At 70.4% G+C, this 15,873-nt stretch carries 17 protein-coding genes; 11 read left to right on the forward strand and 6 right to left on the reverse strand.

The annotated features are described in order from the left end of the window. Positions 1-146: 146 nt before the first annotated feature. The 3 genes from E3T19_RS01790 to E3T19_RS01800 are packed head-to-tail and all read right to left on the reverse strand — an operon-like array spanning position 147 to position 4,114. Positions 147-1,781 (reverse strand): cation acetate symporter, encoded by a 1,635-nt coding sequence (locus E3T19_RS01790; protein WP_241979931.1) that lies wholly within the window; start codon positions 1,779-1,781, stop codon positions 147-149. Further along, positions 1,778-2,125, reverse strand: coding sequence for a DUF485 domain-containing protein (locus tag E3T19_RS01795; protein ID WP_088455355.1), 348 nt, complete (start codon positions 2,123-2,125; stop codon positions 1,778-1,780). Before E3T19_RS01795 ends, E3T19_RS01790 begins: the two co-directional genes overlap by 4 nt. 33 nt (positions 2,126-2,158) lie before the next feature. Further along, positions 2,159-4,114 (reverse strand): AMP-binding protein, encoded by a 1,956-nt coding sequence (locus E3T19_RS01800; protein WP_134407948.1) that lies wholly within the window; start codon positions 4,112-4,114, stop codon positions 2,159-2,161. A gap of 89 nt (positions 4,115-4,203) precedes the next feature. On the opposite strand from E3T19_RS01800, the gene E3T19_RS01805 reads away from it, so the two are divergent. The 5 genes from E3T19_RS01805 (at position 4,204) to E3T19_RS01825 (ending at position 9,492) form a co-directional block, all read left to right on the forward strand. Beyond that, the gene (locus E3T19_RS01805; protein ID WP_240632381.1) at positions 4,204-4,887 is read left to right on the forward strand and encodes a GntR family transcriptional regulator; all 684 of its coding nucleotides are present in this window, start codon (positions 4,204-4,206) and stop codon (positions 4,885-4,887) included. A gap of 26 nt (positions 4,888-4,913) precedes the next feature. Continuing rightward, positions 4,914-6,449, forward strand: a complete 1,536-nt coding sequence (locus tag E3T19_RS01810; protein WP_103479673.1) for an MmgE/PrpD family protein — start codon at positions 4,914-4,916, stop codon at positions 6,447-6,449. After that, positions 6,449-7,357, forward strand: a complete 909-nt coding sequence (prpB, locus tag E3T19_RS01815; RefSeq protein WP_088455358.1) for a methylisocitrate lyase — start codon at positions 6,449-6,451, stop codon at positions 7,355-7,357. The genes E3T19_RS01810 and prpB overlap by 1 nt, the downstream gene beginning before the upstream one ends. Before the next feature lie 69 nt (positions 7,358-7,426). Beyond that, positions 7,427-8,617: a bifunctional 2-methylcitrate synthase/citrate synthase gene (locus E3T19_RS01820; RefSeq protein ID WP_103479672.1), complete on the forward strand. Its 1,191-nt coding sequence runs from the start codon at positions 7,427-7,429 to the stop codon at positions 8,615-8,617. Positions 8,618-8,646: 29 nt separating this feature from the next. Further along, positions 8,647-9,492, forward strand: coding sequence for an NAD-dependent epimerase/dehydratase family protein (locus tag E3T19_RS01825; protein ID WP_088455360.1), 846 nt, complete (start codon positions 8,647-8,649; stop codon positions 9,490-9,492). On the opposite strand, the gene E3T19_RS01830 is transcribed toward E3T19_RS01825, so the two are convergent. Next, on the reverse strand, positions 9,425-10,033 hold the full coding sequence (locus E3T19_RS01830; RefSeq protein ID WP_240632382.1) for an MOSC domain-containing protein: 609 nt from the start codon (positions 10,031-10,033) through the stop codon (positions 9,425-9,427). The two genes, E3T19_RS01825 and E3T19_RS01830, sit on opposite strands and share 68 nt — an antisense overlap. A 7-nt stretch (positions 10,034-10,040) precedes the next feature. Beyond that, positions 10,041-10,307, reverse strand: a complete 267-nt coding sequence (locus tag E3T19_RS01835; protein ID WP_103479671.1) for a hypothetical protein — start codon at positions 10,305-10,307, stop codon at positions 10,041-10,043. Between the two features lie 88 nt (positions 10,308-10,395). On the opposite strand from E3T19_RS01835, the gene E3T19_RS01840 reads away from it, so the two are divergent. From E3T19_RS01840 to E3T19_RS01855, 4 genes are read left to right on the forward strand one after another with little or no spacing between them, the layout of a single operon-like run. Then, positions 10,396-10,935 (forward strand): phosphoribosyltransferase, encoded by a 540-nt coding sequence (locus tag E3T19_RS01840; RefSeq protein WP_088455362.1) that lies wholly within the window; start codon positions 10,396-10,398, stop codon positions 10,933-10,935. After that, positions 10,932-11,663 carry a Type 1 glutamine amidotransferase-like domain-containing protein gene (locus E3T19_RS01845; RefSeq protein WP_103479670.1) on the forward strand — a complete coding sequence of 244 codons (732 nt, stop codon included), beginning with the start codon at positions 10,932-10,934 and terminating at the stop codon, positions 11,661-11,663. The genes E3T19_RS01840 and E3T19_RS01845 overlap by 4 nt, the downstream gene beginning before the upstream one ends. Before the next feature lie 3 nt (positions 11,664-11,666). Beyond that, positions 11,667-12,386, forward strand: coding sequence for a uracil-DNA glycosylase (locus E3T19_RS01850; RefSeq protein ID WP_134407949.1), 720 nt, complete (start codon positions 11,667-11,669; stop codon positions 12,384-12,386). A gap of 25 nt (positions 12,387-12,411) precedes the next feature. Further along, the gene (locus tag E3T19_RS01855) at positions 12,412-12,990 is read left to right on the forward strand and encodes a GNAT family N-acetyltransferase (protein ID WP_088455365.1); all 579 of its coding nucleotides are present in this window, start codon (positions 12,412-12,414) and stop codon (positions 12,988-12,990) included. Between the two features lie 14 nt (positions 12,991-13,004). Here the strand turns inward: E3T19_RS01855 and E3T19_RS01860 are convergent, their stop codons facing one another. Next, positions 13,005-13,829, reverse strand: a complete 825-nt coding sequence (locus E3T19_RS01860) for an SDR family oxidoreductase (RefSeq protein WP_240632383.1) — start codon at positions 13,827-13,829, stop codon at positions 13,005-13,007. 55 nt (positions 13,830-13,884) lie between these two features. On the opposite strand from E3T19_RS01860, the gene E3T19_RS01865 reads away from it, so the two are divergent. Continuing rightward, positions 13,885-15,312, forward strand: coding sequence for an amidase (locus E3T19_RS01865; protein ID WP_088455366.1), 1,428 nt, complete (start codon positions 13,885-13,887; stop codon positions 15,310-15,312). Positions 15,313-15,376: 64 nt separating this feature from the next. Beyond that, on the forward strand, positions 15,377-15,856 hold the full coding sequence (locus tag E3T19_RS01870) for a Fur family transcriptional regulator (protein ID WP_103479667.1): 480 nt from the start codon (positions 15,377-15,379) through the stop codon (positions 15,854-15,856). Positions 15,857-15,873 lie beyond the last annotated feature (17 nt).

Raw genomic sequence — 15,873 nt, forward strand, 5'->3', positions numbered from 1 at the left:
AACCTCACGCGGAAACCCAACACGACCACCCATAACCAACACCTCAATCAATCAGGTGTTGCAACGACCCCCTGAACCCAAGGGGCGCAATTGTCCGCATCGGCCACAGTCGCGGCCGCGGGAAGGGGAGCGGGAGGGGAGCGGGGCTAGTGCTCGGTCGCCTTCTCGGCGCCGAACCCGGTGAGGGAGCGCACCGCCATCTCTGCAGCCAGCTTGGGGTCCTCCCGGCGGGTGCTGGTGACCGAGCCGAGCCAGCCGAGGAAGAAGCCCAGCGGGATCGAGATGATGCCCGGGTTGTTCAGCGGGTAGATCGCGAAGTCCACACCCTCACCGAACATCGAGGTGGGTGTGCCGGAGAACACCGGCGAGAACACGATCAGCAGAATCGCCGACCCCAACCCGCCGTACATGCTCCACAGGGCCCCGCGGGTGGTGAAACCGCGCCAGAACAGCGAGTACAGGATGGTGGGCAGGTTGGCGCTCGCCGCGACGGCGAAGGCCAGCGCCACCAGGAAGGCGATGTTCTGCCCCTGCACGCCGATGCCGCCGGCGATGGCGAGGATGCCGATCACCACGACGGTGCGCCGGGCGATCTTGACCTCGCCGTCCGGGTCACCCTTGCCCTTCTTGATCACGCTGGCGTAGATGTCGTGCGCGAACGAGGTGGCCGCGGTGATGGTGAGACCGGCGACCACGGCGAGGATGGTGGCGAACGCGATGGCCGAGATGAAGCCCAGCAGCAGCGGGCCGCCCAGCGCCAGCGACAGCAGCGGCGCCGCGGAGTTCACTCCGCCGGGCGAGGCGAGAATGGTGTCCGCACCCACCAGGGCCGCGGCGCCGAAGCCGAGCACCAGCGTGAACAGGTAGAACGCCCCGATCAGGAAGATCGCCCAGACCACCGAGCGTCGGGCCTCCTTGGCGCTGGGCACCGTGTAGAAGCGCATCAGCACGTGCGGCAGGCCCGCGGTGCCGAGCACCAGGGCGATGGCCAGGGAGATGAAGTCCAGCGGGTTGCCGCCGTACTGCAGGCCGGGCGCGAGGATCGACTCCGCCGGGGTGACCGAGGCGTTCGCGACGGCGGCATCGAGCAGGGTGGACAGGTTGAACCCGTTGATCACCAGCACCCACACCGTCATGGCGCCAGCGCCGATGATGAGCAGAAACGCCTTGACGATCTGCACCCAGGTGGTGCCCTTCATGCCGCCGATCAGCACGTACATGATCATCAGCCCGCCGACCACCGTCACCACAATGGATTGGCCGAGCTTGTCGTTGATGCCCAACAACAGCGAGACGAGCCCGCCGGCGCCGGCCATCTGCGCGAGCAGGTAGAAGAAGCACACCGCCAGGGTGGTGGTGGCCGCGGCGACGCGCACCGGCCGTTGGGCCAGCCGGAAGGAGAGCACATCCGCCATGGTGAACTTGCCGGTGTTGCGCATCAGCTCGGCCACCAGCAGCAGGGCCACCAGCCAGGCCACCAGGAAGCCGATCGAGTAGAGGAACCCGTCGTAGCCGTTCACGGCGATGGCGCCGACGATGCCGAGGAACGATGCCGCCGAGAGGTAGTCGCCGGCGATCGCGAAGCCGTTCTGGGGCCCGGTGAAGGAGCGACCGCCGGTGTAGTAATCGGCGGCGGTGCGGTTGTTGCGGCCGGCCCGGATCACGATCACCAGGGTGACGGCCACGAAGGCCAGGAAGATCGAGATGTTCAGGACCGGGTTGTTCTCCGTGGGCTCGACCGCTGCGGCGACAGCGGTCAGGCTCATTCCCAGGGCGCTCATGCGGCGACCTTCGCTTCGAGCTCGGCGCGGAGCTCTGCGCCCAGCGGGTCGAGCACCCGGTTGGAGAAGGCGACATACCAGATGGTGATGGCGAACGTCGTGACGAACTGGCCGAGGCCGAGCACCAGGCCCAGGTTGATGCTGCCGAAGACCGGCCGCGCCATCACATCGGGCAGGTATGCCGCCACCAGCACGTACGCGAAGTACCAGACCAGGAAGAACACCGCCATCGGCACCACGAACCTCCGGCGCCGGCGTTGCAGGTTGACGAAGCGGTCGCTGGTCTCGAAGGCGACATAGTCGATCGAGTCCTCCGGCCTGGTGTCGTTCAGTGATTCCTTCATGGGGCTCCTTTGCTCCGGTGAGATGGGTGGATGTTAGTCGGTTGGTGGGGGCCGGACAGCAAGGGCGAGCGCGTCGAGCACGGCGGGGTCTTCGATGGTGGGCGGGACCTTGTACGGCTCGCCGTCGACGATCTGGCGGATGGTCTTGCGCAGGATCTTGCCTGAGCGGGTCTTGGGCAGCCGGTCCAGGATTCTCACGTCGCGGAACGCCGCCACCGGGCCGATGTGCTCCCGCACCAGGTTGACCAGCTCGGCCGTGAGCAGATCGTGGTCGACCACCGCGCCGGCCTTGAGGGTGACGAAACCGGCCGCCCGCTGGCCCTTGAGCGCGTCGTGCACACCGAGCACGGCGCACTCCGCAACGGCCGGATGCCGGGCGAGCACCTCCTCGAGGGACCCTGTGGAGAGCCGGTGGCCGGCGACGTTGATCACGTCGTCGGTACGGCCCATCACGTAGAGATAGCCGTCGGCGTCGAGGTGCCCGGAGTCCCCGGTGGCGTAGTAACCGGGGAAGGCGGTGAGGTAGGCGTCGACGAAGCGGTCGGCGCCGCCCCAGATGCCCAGCAGGGAGCCCGGCGGCAGCGGCAGCCGGATGACGATGTTGCCGTCCTTGCCCGGCTTGGTGATGGGTGCGCCCTTCGAATCGAGAATCGCGATGTCGTAGCCGGGCACCGGCACCGCGGTGGAGCCGGGTTTGGTGGGCAGCTCCTGGATTCCGCGCGGGTTGGCGCAGATGGCCCAGCCGGTCTCGGTCTGCCACCAGTGGTCGACGACCGGGCAGTGCAGGCCGTCGTTGACCCAGTGGAAGGTCTCCGGGTCGAGCCGTTCACCGGCCAGGAACAGCGCGGTGAGGCTGGACACGTCGTGGCGGGCCAGCTCGGCCAGGTCGGGGTCGACCCGGCGGATGGCCCGGATGGCCGTGGGCGCGGTGAACAACACGTTCACCCTGTAGTCCGCCACGACGCGCCAGAAGGCGCCGGCATCCGGGGTGCCGATGGGCTTGCCCTCGTAGATGATCGTGGTGGCGCCGGCCAGCAGCGGTGCGTAGACGATGTAGGAGTGGCCGACCACCCAGCCGACGTCCGACGCCGCCCAGAACACGTCGTCGGGCCCGATGTCGTAGATGCCCCGCATAGACCAGGTCAGCGCAACGGCGTGACCGCCGTTGTCGCGGATGATGCCCTTCGGGTTTCCGGTGGTGCCGGAGGTATAGAGGATGTAGAGCGGGTCGGTGCTTGCGACGGTGACCGGGTCGGCCGGGGTGGCGGCGGCCTCCGCGTCCGCCCAGTCCAGCCAACGCACGGCGGCATCGTCGGCGGGGTCCCCGGCGTAGTCGGCGGCAGATCCGTCGATCGTGGCACGGTCGCGCACGATGACGGTGTGCACCGAGCCGGCGCTGAGCTCGAGCGCCTTCTGCACCAAGGGGAGATACGGCACCGCCTTGCCGGGCTCCAGGCCGCCGGAGGCCGTGACGATCACCGCGGGCCGGGCATCGTCGATGCGCACGGCGAGCTCGCTGGCCGCGAAGCCGCCGAACACCACCGAATGCACGGCCCCGATCCGGGCGCAGGCGAGCATCGCCACGACGGCCTCGGGGATCATCGGCAGGTACACGATGACCCTGTCGCCCCGGCCCACGCCATTGGCCCGCAGCACCCCGGCGAACCTGGCGACCCGGTCGAGCAGGTCGCGGTAGCTCAGCCGGATGCGGGTGCCCGTCATCGCGGAGTCGTAGATCAGCGCCGTGTGATCGCCGCGGCCGGCCAGGACGTGCCGGTCGAGGGCGTTGTAGCTGGTGTTGAGGGTGCCGTCCGCGAACCAGGAGTAGTCAGTGGGGGAGCGCTCTGTCAGCGCCGTGGTCGGCGCGCTGACCCAATCGACGAGCCCGGCGGCCTGCAGCCAGAAGTCATCGCGCTCGTCGATGCTCCGCCGCCAGACATCGCGGTAGCCCTGGGGGGTCGTGCGAGTGGTTCCAGTGTCTTCGATCATGGTGCGAACCTCTCCATTGAAGCTCTCATGTATACACAAGGTGCGGTTAGTCTTGCACACGCCGGGCAATAGGGGAATAGAATGCGCGTGTGTATACAGAGACCGTGAAATCCGCACCGGAGCGGGCGAGCGACCGGGCCTACAGGGTGTTGCGTGACGAGATCCTCGACGGAGTCCTGCCGGCCGGCACGGTGCTGCTCGAGGTGGAACAGGCCGCCAGGCTCGGCGTCTCCCGCACCCCGCTGCGCTCCGCCGTGGCGCGGCTCGTGGCCGCCGGTCTCGTCGCCGGCCGCAGCGGCCGGGGCTTCTCGGTCACCGAGATGTCGGTCGAGTCGATCAACGATCTCTACGAGCTGCGCGAGGCCCTCGAGGAGCGGGCCGCGACGCTGGCCGCGCGCCGCGATGACCGCACCGCGTTCGGGATGCTGCGCGACCGGTTCGTCGCCGCCCCGGCCCTGCTCGATGCGGGCGAAGACGGCATCCACGAGTACTACGCGCTGATCGACGAGTTCGACGCCGCCATCGACGCCGCCGTCGACAACTCCTTCCTGGTGGGCGCCCTGGTCACCGTGCGCACCCACCTGGCCCGCATCCGCCGGGTGGCCAGGGGAAACCCGGTGCGGCTGCGGGCCGCCGCGGCCGAACACCTGTTGATCCTCGACGCGATCATCCACGGCGACGCTGCGCTCGCCGCGCACGCCACCCACGTGCACCTGCATCTCAGCCTCGCGAGTGTGCTCGCGGTGCTCGAGGCCACCGAAACGACCTCCTGACCTCCCGATTCGAAAGGACCACCCTCGTGCAGACAACCTCCGTGCGCGTGCACCCCAGCGAGAACAGCCCCGCCAAGACCGACCAGCTGGCCTGGAAGATCGCCGCCTGCGCGGCAGACCCGGTCCCGGTCGACGACGATGTCACCGAGATGATCATCAACCGGGTGATCGACAACGCCGCCGTCGCCGCGGCCTCGCTGACCCGTGCCGCCGTCGCCGCCGCCCGGTCGCAGGCGCTGGCGCATCCCCGGTCGACCGGCGGCGACGGCGCCACGGTGTTCGGCCCGTCCGACACCGAGAGGGTCTCGCCGGAGTGGGCGGCCTGGGCCAACGGGGTGGCCGTGCGGGAACTGGACTACCACGACACCTTCCTCGCCGCCGAGTACTCGCACCCCGGCGACAACATCCCGCCGCTCATCGCCGTCGCCCAGCACCTGGCCGCCCGCCGCGGCCTCACCGGAGGCGACCTGGTGCGCGGCATCGCGACGGGCTACGAGGTGCAGATCGACCTGGCCCGCTCGATCAGCCTGCACAAGCACAAGATCGACCACGTCGCCCACCTGGGCCCGTCGGCCGCGGCCGGCCTCGGCACCCTGCTGGGCCTGGACCCCGACACGATCTTCCAGGCCGTCGGCCAGGCCCTGCACACCACCACGGCCACCCGGCAGTCCCGCAAGGGCGAAATCTCCTCCTGGAAGGCATACGCTCCCGCGTTCGCCGGCAAGATGGCCGTCGAGGCCGTCGACCGGGCCATGCGCGGCCAGACCAGCCCCACCCCGATCTACGAGGGTGAGGACGGCGTGATCGCCTGGCTGCTCGACGGACCGGATGCCGCTTACGACGTAGCCCTGCCGGCCGCGGGTGAGCCCAAACGGGCGATCCTGGACAGCTTCACCAAGGAGCACTCCGCGGAGTACCAGGCCCAGGCGCTCATCGACCTGGCCCGGAAGCTGCACCGCGAGCACCCCGAAATCCTGGTGCCCGGCGCGGTGGCGAGCATCGTCATCCACACCTCACACCACACCCACAACGTGATCGGCTCCGGAGCCAACGACCCACAGAAGTACGACCCGCTGGCCAGCCGGGAAACCCTGGACCACTCGGTGCCGTACATCTTCACCGTCGCGCTCCAGGACGGCTCCTGGCATCACGAGGACTCCTACCGGCCCGAGCGCGCCGGCCGGGCCGACACCGTGGCCCTGTGGAACACGGTCAGCACGAGCGAAGATGCCGAGTGGACCCGCCGGTACCACTCCAGCGACCCCGCCGAGAAGGCGTTCGGCGGCCGTGTCGAGATCCTGCTGGCCGACGGCAGCCGTCTGGTCGACGAGCTGGCCGTCGCGGATGCGCATCCGCTCGGCGCCCGCCCGTTCGTGCGCGCCGACTACGTCGCCAAGTTCCGGCTGCTCGCCGCGAACGCCCTGGAGCCGGCCGAGATCGAGCGGTTCCTGGACCTCGCCCAGCGGCTGCCGGAGCTGACCGCTGCCGAACTCGGCGGCCTCACCCTGGTGGCCCGCCCCGGCCTCCTCGAACCGCTGCCCAGCCTGAACGGAATCTTCTGATGCTCTACTCCGGACTCACCCCCGCCGCCAAGCGCGCGCAACTCCGCGCCGACCTCGCCGGCGGCGAGCTGCTGCGTTTCCCCGGCGCGTTCAACCCGCTCAGCGCCAAACTGATCCAGGCCAAGGGATTCGAGGGCGTCTACATCTCCGGTGCCGTGCTCGCCGCCGACCTCGGTCTGCCCGACATCGGTTTGACCACTCTCACCGAGGTCGCCGGCCGCAGTCAGCAGATCTCCCGGATGACCGACCTGCCCACCCTCGTCGACGCCGACACCGGCTTCGGCGAGCCGATGAATGTGGCCCGCACCGTGCAGACCCTCGAGGATGCCGGCGTGGCCGGCCTGCACATCGAGGACCAGGTCAACCCCAAACGCTGCGGGCACCTGGACGGCAAGCAGGTCGTCGACACCGACACGGCCCTCAAGCGCATCCGCGCGGCCGTCGACGCCCGGCGGGATGCGAACCTGCTCGTGATGGCGCGCACCGACATCCGCGCCGTCGACGGGCTGGCCGCAGCGATCGACCGGGCCAAGGCGCTGGTGGATGCCGGCGCCGACGCGATCTTCCCCGAGGCCATGGGCACCCTGGCCGAATTCGAAGCCATCCGGGCGGCGGTGGACGTGCCGATCCTGGCCAATATGACCGAGTTCGGCAAGAGCGAACTCTTCAGGGTCGACCAGCTCGCCGACGTGGGCATCAACCTGGTGATCTTCCCGGTGTCGCTGCTGCGCCTGGCGATGGGCGCAGCCGTTGCGGGCCTGGACACCATCCTCGCCGAGGGCTCGTTGACCAGCCGGCTGCCGGACATGCAAACCCGCGCCGAGCTCTACCGGCTGCTGGACTACGAGGCTTACAATCGCTTCGATTCGGGGATTTTCAACTTCACTCTGAGCGGTCACGACGGCTAGCCCAGCACCACAACGGCACCACGAAGCAGTACCAGCACGGCCAAGTACCTCAGGACGCAAAGGAGCGAAATGACTATCAACCAGCCCACCCACACGGCCCCGGTGCAACAGCCGGTCGTGCCGGAGATCCACCGCGGCCTGGCCGGGGTTGTGGCCGATACGACGGCGGTGTCCAGGGTCAACCCCGACTCCAACTCGCTGCTCTACCGCGGCTACCCGGTGCAGGAACTGGCCGCGCAGAAGAGCTTCGAAGAGGTCGCCTACCTGCTCTGGCACGGCGAGCTGCCGGACGATGTGCAACTGGCCGCATTCGAGGTCGCCGAGCGGTCACTCCGGCGCCTGGATCACTCGGTGCGCCGGGTGATCGACGAGATCCCCACCTCCGCCGATCCGATGGACGTGGTGCGCACCGCCGTGAGCGTGATCGGCGCCAACGACCTGAGCACCCCGGACTCGTCGGTGGAGGCCAACCTGGCCAAGTCGTTGCGCCTGTTCGCGCAGCTGCCGGCGATCGTCTCGTACGATCAGCGCCGCCGGCACGGCCTCGACCTCGTCGAACCCCGCGACGACCTCGGTTATTCGGCGAACTTCCTCTACATGACCTTCGGCGAGGTGCAGGAGGTCGAGGTCGTCGAAGCCTTCGACGTGTCGATGATCATGTACGCCGAGCACTCCTTCAACGCGTCCACGTTCACGGCCCGGGTGATCACCTCCACCCTCTCCGACCTCTACTCCGCCGTGACCGGGGCGATTGGGGCGCTCAAGGGCCCGTTGCACGGCGGCGCGAACGAGGCCGTGATGCACATCTTCAGCGAGATCGGCCTGGGCGACGGGTCGGCGGAGCGCGCCGAACTCTGGCTGGAGGACACCCTCGCGCATAAGCGCAAGGTGATGGGCTTCGGCCACCGGGTGTACAAACACGGCGACTCCAGGGTGCCCACCATGCACGCGGCGCTGCTCACCCTGATCGACCACTTCGACCGGCCCGACCTGCTCGACCTCTACGAATCGCTCGCCGACGGCATGAAGACCCGCACCGGCATCCTGCCCAACCTGGACTACCCGGCCGGCCCGGCGTACCACCTGATGGGTTTCGACACCGCCAGCTTCACGCCGATCTTCGTCGCCGCCCGGGTGACCGGCTGGACCGCGCACATCATGGAGCAACTGGCCGCGAACGCGCTGATCCGGCCGCTGTCGGTCTACAACGGCACGCCGGAACGCCACGTTCCGCCGGCGGCCGACGGCGACGTGCTCTGACGCCGCGCGAGCCGCTCCATACTGGAGTCATGACTGTACTGATAGCCGGATGCGGCGACCTCGGCACCGAGGTGGGCCTCCGCCTGGTCGCCCTCGGCCAACGAGTGGTGGGAGTGCGCCGCCAGGCCGGGGTGCTCCCGGTCGCCCTCAACGGGCAGTCCGTCGACCTGAGCCGCGAGCGGCCCGAGGTGCCGGCGGACACCGAGATCGTGATCGTGACCGTCGCCGCGGGCAACCCAGACCCCGCGGTGTACCGGGCCGCGTATGTGACCGGCCTGGCCAACCTCCTCGACGCCCTCGACGCGACCGGGGTCACCCCGCGCCGGTTCCTGCTGGTGTCCTCCACCGCGGTGTACGACGTGAACGACGGCAGCACTGTCGACGAGGAGACCCCGGCGGCCCCGGGACCGGGCACCGACTCGATCCTGCTCGAGGCCGAGCAGCTGCTGCGCAGCCGGATCCCGGCCGCCGTCGTGCTGCGCCTGGGCGGCATTTACGGCCCCGGCCGGGAGCGCCTGATCAGGCAGGTCCGCGAGGGGCGGGCGACGATTGCCGCGCGCGGCCGTCTCAGTAACCGGATCCACCGCGACGACGCCGCGGCCATGATCGTGCACCTGGTCTGTCGGGACACGGCGCCCGACCCGCTCTACCTCGGCGTCGACTCGACGCCGGTGCCCGCCACCGAGGTGCTGGATTTCCTCGCCGACGAACTCGGCCTGCCCCACCCGGAGATCGTCGAGACCGGCGGCCGCCGCGGCGGCGACAAACGCGTGAGCAACCGTCGAATCCTCGAGACCGGGTTCAGCTTCACCTATCCGAGCTACCGGGAGGGTTACCGGGCCGTGCTGGCCGGCCAGGCGGTTCGGCACCCGTAAGCCCCACACCGGTCAGGGGGCTGCTGCAGCGCAGCCGGGCGGGCCCGAGCCGCAGCATCCCGTCGGTCAGCGGTTCGCAGCGCATGCCGCCGCGGCCCCGCAGGGCCCGGTGCGCGCCGGGAGCCAGCACCACGTCCATCCAGGCGCACGGGTTCGCCGGCCGGTTGACCAGGAACTCGACCGGGCCGTCGCCGGTGTCGAGCGAGAACGTGGCGCCGCGCAGAGAGTCGATATCCACCCCGCGCAGCAGGACGTTGCGCCGGGTGGCGGCCGGGTCCAGAGTGCGCGGCAGGCCGAGGTCATCCGCCACCTGCGCCAGAACGTCGGCGTTCATCACGGTGACCGACGCGTGTACGTGCGCCGGTTTGGCGAAGTGCCGGTCGCCCACGATGCCCAGGCCCGCCCGCAGGCGGACGCTGGGGTGGCTCTCCGCGCCGACCATCGGCAGCGGCCCGTCGGCCGGGCGCCCCTCGTAGCGGTGCACGGGGGAGGCCAGGAGCAGCACGATCTCCACCTCGGCGCTGTGCGGCAGAAGGCTCACAAGACGGTTACGGCGCCATCCCGGACTCGACCGGCACGAATTCCACGTTGTTGGTGGGGTGCACGGTCTTCGCCGGCGCGCGGGAAAAGCCCTTGGCATCCAGGCGGTTCTCGGCGCGGAAGGTAGCCAGCGCCGCGTCGTACAGGTCGTTCAGCCGAGCGCCGGTGTACTCGCCGGTCGTGCCGTCGGTGAAGAGAATCGCGATGGGGGTCTTGCTGGGGAAGTGGCGGTTCATGCGGATGAAACCGTGGGCGTCCTGGTGCAGTGTGATCATGGGTCAATTCTCCTGTAACCGGGGCGTCGCCGCGGAACCGGGCCCTTCGGCCGCGCACTGCGGCCGCCCGAGGTTCTACCATTGACAAATGCAACCCGACCAGCAGCAAACCGCGCCCCCCGCCACCATCGACCCGCCGCGCGAGGTGCTGGAGTGGACCGACTTCGCCGACGCCTCCAGGTCGCTGGCCTCGACGGTGCTGGCCAGCGGCTTCCAGCCCGATGTCGTGATCGCCATCGCCCGCGGCGGACTGCTGCTCGCCGGAGCCATCTCCTACGCCCTCGGCACCAAGAACTGCGGCTCCATCAACGTCGAGTTCTACAGCGGCATCGACGAGCGCCTGCCCGAGCCCGTGCTGTCCGGCCCGATGCTCGACGCCCCGGCCCTCGCGGGCCTGCGGGTGCTGCTGGTCGACGACGTCTCCGACTCCGGCCACACCCTCGCCCTCGTGGTCGGCATCCTCAAGGAATCGGCCGGTGAGGTGCGCTCCGCCACCCTGTACACCAAGCCGCGCACCGTGCACGTGCCCGACTTCACCTGGCGCGAGACCGACGGCTGGATCGTCTTCCCCTGGTCGTCGCTCCCGCCCGTCACGGCCACCCCGCTCACCTCGGTGGTCGACGCATGAGCATCCACCTCGTCGGCGGCGGCTGGGCCCCCGAAAACGACACCGAGAACGACGCGGCGGTCTTCGGGCCGTTCCTGGCCGAGGCCGCCCTGCGGGCCACCGCCGCCGGCCGCACCGACCCGCGGATCGCGATCGTCGTGGTGCGGAACGGCGACGGCGACGACCACGCCGCCAAACTTGTCGCCGCGCTCGAAGCAGCCGGCCCGCTTGACCCCGTCATCACGTCGCTGGCCCTCGATGGCCTGGCGACCCTGCTGGCGGTGGCGGATGCCGACGGCATCGTCATCGGCGGCGGCCTCACCCCCGCCTATCTCACGGCCGTCGCGCCCATCGCCGGTGAGATCCGCCGCCAGGTGGCCGCCGGCATCCCGTACCTGGGCTACTCCGCCGGCGCGATGATCGCGGCCGAGCGAGCCCTGCTCGGCGGCTGGCGCATCGGCGGCGTGCCGGTGAGCCCGCAGGAGGCCTCGGAAGACCTCGACGAGATCACCATCGAGAACGGCATCGGCCTGCTCGACGTGACCGTCGACGTGCACGTCGCCCAGTGGGGCACCCTGAGCCGCATGGTCGCCGCCACCGAGGCCGGACTCATCCGCGGCGGCCTCGCCGTGGACGAGGGCACCGTGCTGATCGTGGGCCAGGGCACCCTCGGCGTGGCCGGCGCCGGCAGTGTCTGGACCGTCAGCGAATCCGAGGGCGGGGTGCTGGTGAGTACCTTCGGCGCCTAGCGGATGGCAGAACCCGCGCTGATCGCGGCGCCGATCGAACCCGGTTGGGCGCGCGCCTTCGGCGTCCCCGGCGCGGGGGATGCGCCGGTCGACGTGAACACCGTGGACCCGTTCGCGGCCCCGCTCGCCTTCGCGCGGGCCGACGCCGCGGCCGGCGAACGGGTGCTGCCCGCGCCGGAGCACATCCTGCGGGCCTTCCGGCAGCCGTTCGCCGACGTGCGAGTACTCATCGTGGGCCAGGACCCGTACCCGACCCCAGGGCATCCGGTGGGCCTGGCCTTCTCGGTGGCCGCTGAGGTGCGCCCGGTGCCGCGGAGCCTAGGCAACATCTTCACCGAGCTGCACGACGACCTCGGGCTGCCGACCCCGGCCACCGGCGACCTCACCCCCTGGACCCGGCACGGCGTGCTGCTGCTCAACCGGGTGCTCACGGTGCGGGCCGGCGCCGCGGGCTCGCACCGGCGACACGGCTGGGAGGCCGTGACCGAGCAGGCCATCCGGGCGCTGGCCGCCCGCGGCACGCCGCTGGTCGCCATCCTCTGGGGCAAGGACGCCGAAAACCTCGCCCCGCTACTGGGAGACACCCCCACCATCGTCTCCGCGCATCCGAGCCCGCTGTCGGCCCGACGTGGATTCACCGGATCGCGCCCGTTCAGCCGGGCGAACGCGCTGCTGGCCGCGCAGGGCGCCGCGCCCATCGACTGGTCGCTGACGGTAGCCTGAACAGCATGTGGAGAGGACCCGTCCGGTGTTAGAAGAGGAATACCAGCCCCGTCGGCGGCTGCCGCGTCACCTGTCTCCGGCGCCGGCGCCCGAGGCGCCGTTCGAGTACGCGCTGCGCGACGCGGTGGAGACCGACCTGCCCCATATTCAGGAGATCTACAACTATTACGTCGCGAACAGCACCGTCACCTTCGACGAGGATGCGATGACGCTTGCCGAATGGCGCGACAAGTTCCACTACCTGGCCAAGCTCGGCATGCCGTTCATCGTCGCCGAGTCCCCTGCCGGCCAGCTGCTCGGCTACGCCCTGGTGAGCCCGTGGAAGCAGAAGAAGGCTTACAGGTTCACCGTCGAGAACTCCATCTACCTCGGTGCCGCCTCCACCGGCAAGGGGCTGGGCCGGGTTCTGCTGGCCGAACTCATCGAGCGGTCCAGGGCCGCCGGCCTCAAGGAGATCATCGCCGTGATCGCCGACCAGGGCGCCGACGCCTCGATCAAGCTGCACCAGGACTTCGGTTTCGAGGAGATCGGCCGGATGGGCAAGGTCGGCTTCAAGTTCGAGCGTTGGCTGGGCACCGTGCTGCTTCAGAAGAGCCTGAAGTAGCGGCAGCCGGCAACTCAGCGGCGCGACAACCGCCCGGTCACCGTCACCACGGCGCGCCGGGGTGCTGTTCCGGCCAGCCAGGCGACGACCCGGTTCTGGCCGCCGACGACGGTGTGCGGGGGAGTCGTGGCCGCGTCGAGAGCGGCGAAGGCCGTGTGCATCACCTCGTCGACGCTCATCAGACGCCGCGGCCCGTCCGGTGACCGCCGGGCGACGGCGTAGAACTCGGTCTCGGTGGGGCCGGGGCACACCGCGGTGACCTTGAGGCCGGTGGCCCGCGTCTCGTACCAGAGCGCCTCGGTGAGGCTGAGCACGTAGGCCTTGGCGGCGGCGTACACGGCCAGCCGCGGCACCGGCTGGAACGCTGCGGTGCTGGCCAGGTTCACCAGTGCGGCCCCGTGCGGATGGGCGAGGGCCGCGGCCTGAAGACCGGGCAGCAGGGCGTGGGTGAGATCCGTCAGCGCCGCCACGTTCACGGCGACCTGGTCGTGCACCCGGCCGGCCGGCGCATCCACCAGGGCGCCGAAATGGCCGAAGCCGGCGTTGTTGACCAGGGTGGCCACCCGGATGTCGCGTTCGGTCAGGTCCCGCACCAGCTCGGGTACGGCGCCGGGTTCGGCGAGGTCGAGCGGAATCACCGTCGACACGGTGCCGTATTTCTCGGCCAGGTCCACCGCGAGGGCCTCCAGGCGGTCGAGCCGCCGGGCGGTGAGCACCAGGTCGGCGCCGCGGCGGGCGAGCTCGTGCGCGAAGCCCACCCCCAGCCCGCTGGACGCGCCGGTGACCAGGGCGGTCGTGCCCATCGGGTTGTACAGCGCGGCAGTCTTGGTGCGGGTCATCCTCCGAGGCTACCCTCGCCGGGGTTTCCGGCGCCAGCATGGCTAGGCTCGGGGGATGGCCGACCTCTTCGAACTGACCGCCCTCGACCAGTGGCGGTCGCTGCAGCGGGGCGAGATCAGCCCCACCGACCTCACCGAGCACTACCTGGCCCGCATCGAGCGGCTGAACCCCGGGCTCGGCGCTTTTGTCACCGTGACCGCCGAGGCCGCCCTGGCCAGGGCCCGGTTCGTGGAGAACGAGGTTCCCCGCACCGCACCGCTATGGGGCCTGCCCTTCGGCGACAAAGATCTGCAGCTGCGCGCCGGCGTGCCCGCGCGCCTGGGCTCCCGGCTGATGCGGGACAACGTGCCCGAAACCAGCGACCTGCTCGTGCAGGCCCTCGACACTGCCGGCGGAATCAGCCTGGGCAAGACCAATACACCCGAGTTCGGTCTGCCCTCCTACACCGAGAGCCTGGCCGCCCCGCCGGCCCGCAATCCCTGGAACCCCACTTTCGGCGCCGGCGGCTCCAGCGGCGGCGCCGCGGTGGCCGTGGCCGCCCGGATGCTGCCGTTCGCACCCGGGAGTGACGGCGGCGGCTCGGTGCGGATCCCCGCCGCCGCCTGCGGCCTCGTCGGCCTGAAGCCGTCCCGGGGCCGAATTCCGGCGGCGAGCGGCCTCGACGTGCCCGGCGGACTGCCGGTGGCCGGCCCGCTGGCCCGCACCGTGGCGGATGCGGCCCTGCTGCTGGACGCCATGATCGCGCCGGGCGGCGGCCGGCCGGAGCATCCGTTCTCGGTGCGGGCGCCCGGGGGAGACGAGCAGCTGCTCGGCGCCGCCATCCGCGGTGAGGGCCGGTACCAGCTGGGCGTGATGACCACCTCGGCCTGGGACGACGCCTACGAGATCAGCCTGGCTCCGGAGGCCCTGGCCGCGCTCACCTCGGCCGTGGACGGCTTCGCGGCGATGGGGCACGGCATCGAACAAACCGCCCTCACGGCAGACCCGAGCTACGCGCCGGCCTTCCGGGCGCTGTGGCAGCTCAGCGCGGCCCGGATCCCCGCCGAAACCCCGGAGCAGGAGGCCCTGCTCGAACCCCTCACCCGGTGGCTGATGCACCGCGGCCGTTCGCTGACCGGCAGCGCCGTGGCCGAGGCGCTGAGCACCCTGGCCGCCTACGAGCGCTCGTTCATCCGTCAGCTGGCCCGCTTCGACGCCGTGCTCACGCCCGCGCTGGCGCTGACCCCGCGACCTGTGGGCTGGTACGACGCCACGGATGGCGAACGCAACTTCGCCCAGCAGGTGCAGTACACGCCGTTCACCTCGATGGTGAATGTCTGCGGCCTGCCGGCCATCACCCTGCCCGTCGCGCAGACCGCCGACGGGCTGCCGATGGGTGTTCAACTGATCGGCCGGCCGGGCGGCGAGGCCACCCTGCTGGCGCTCGGGGCGCAACTGGAGCGCAGGCTCCGCTGGCAGGACCGGGTGCCGGCCGGCCTGTGACCGGCGTGTCTTGTTTTGAGTGATTCAAAACAACTGCTAGCGTGAGGGCATGCACAGACACGGAATGGACGACCAGGCGATACCAGCCGCCCTCGACCACGCCGCCGACCATGCCGCCGAGATTCGCGCTGCGGGACTGAAGGTCACCGCACCCCGGCTGGCCGTGCTTGGCGGGCTCGCCGCGTCTCCGCACGCCACCGCCGACCAGCTCTTCGAGGCCGTCAGCCGGCAACTGCCCGGCACCTCCCTGCAGGCGGTCTACGGTGTGCTCGGCGCCTTCAACACCGCCGGTCTGGTGCGCCGCATCGAACCGGCCGGCTCCGCCGCGCTGTTCGAGCGCCGGGTGGGCGACAACCACCACCACATCGTCTGCACGAACTGCCACAGCGTTCGCGACGTGGAGTGCGTGACCGGCGAAGCTCCCTGCCTGACCCCGTCTGACACCGCCGGCTTCGTCGTGCAGACCGCCGAGGTCACCTTCTGGGGTCTCTGCCCGGACTGCCAGACCGGCACGACGCTCCCCTCGACATCCACCGACTTCTAAACGACGCGAACGACCAG

Origin of the sequence: Cryobacterium sp. TMT4-31, assembly GCF_004403385.1 — a bacterium.
Lineage (GTDB): Bacteria > Actinomycetota > Actinomycetes > Actinomycetales > Microbacteriaceae > Cryobacterium > Cryobacterium zongtaii.

Bases quoted from the DNA above. Each gene is read 5' to 3' on its own strand.
- E3T19_RS01790 (WP_241979931.1), bottom strand. From the start codon at position 1,781: ATGAGCGCCCTGGGAATGAGCCTGACCGCTGTCGCCGCAGCGGTCGAG.
- E3T19_RS01795 (WP_088455355.1), bottom strand. From the start codon at position 2,125: ATGAAGGAATCACTGAACGACACCAGGCCGGAGGACTCGATCGACTAT.
- E3T19_RS01800 (WP_134407948.1), bottom strand. From the start codon at position 4,114: ATGATCGAAGACACTGGAACCACTCGCACGACCCCCCAGGGCTACCGC.
- prpB (WP_088455358.1), top strand. From the start codon at position 6,449: ATGCTCTACTCCGGACTCACCCCCGCCGCCAAGCGCGCGCAACTCCGC.
- E3T19_RS01820 (WP_103479672.1), top strand. From the start codon at position 7,427: ATGACTATCAACCAGCCCACCCACACGGCCCCGGTGCAACAGCCGGTC.
- E3T19_RS01825 (WP_088455360.1), top strand. From the start codon at position 8,647: ATGACTGTACTGATAGCCGGATGCGGCGACCTCGGCACCGAGGTGGGC.
- E3T19_RS01835 (WP_103479671.1), bottom strand. From the start codon at position 10,307: ATGATCACACTGCACCAGGACGCCCACGGTTTCATCCGCATGAACCGC.
- E3T19_RS01840 (WP_088455362.1), top strand. From the start codon at position 10,396: ATGCAACCCGACCAGCAGCAAACCGCGCCCCCCGCCACCATCGACCCG.
- E3T19_RS01845 (WP_103479670.1), top strand. From the start codon at position 10,932: ATGAGCATCCACCTCGTCGGCGGCGGCTGGGCCCCCGAAAACGACACC.
- E3T19_RS01850 (WP_134407949.1), top strand. From the start codon at position 11,667: ATGGCAGAACCCGCGCTGATCGCGGCGCCGATCGAACCCGGTTGGGCG.
- E3T19_RS01860 (WP_240632383.1), bottom strand. From the start codon at position 13,829: ATGACCCGCACCAAGACTGCCGCGCTGTACAACCCGATGGGCACGACC.
- E3T19_RS01865 (WP_088455366.1), top strand. From the start codon at position 13,885: ATGGCCGACCTCTTCGAACTGACCGCCCTCGACCAGTGGCGGTCGCTG.
- E3T19_RS01870 (WP_103479667.1), top strand. From the start codon at position 15,377: ATGGACGACCAGGCGATACCAGCCGCCCTCGACCACGCCGCCGACCAT.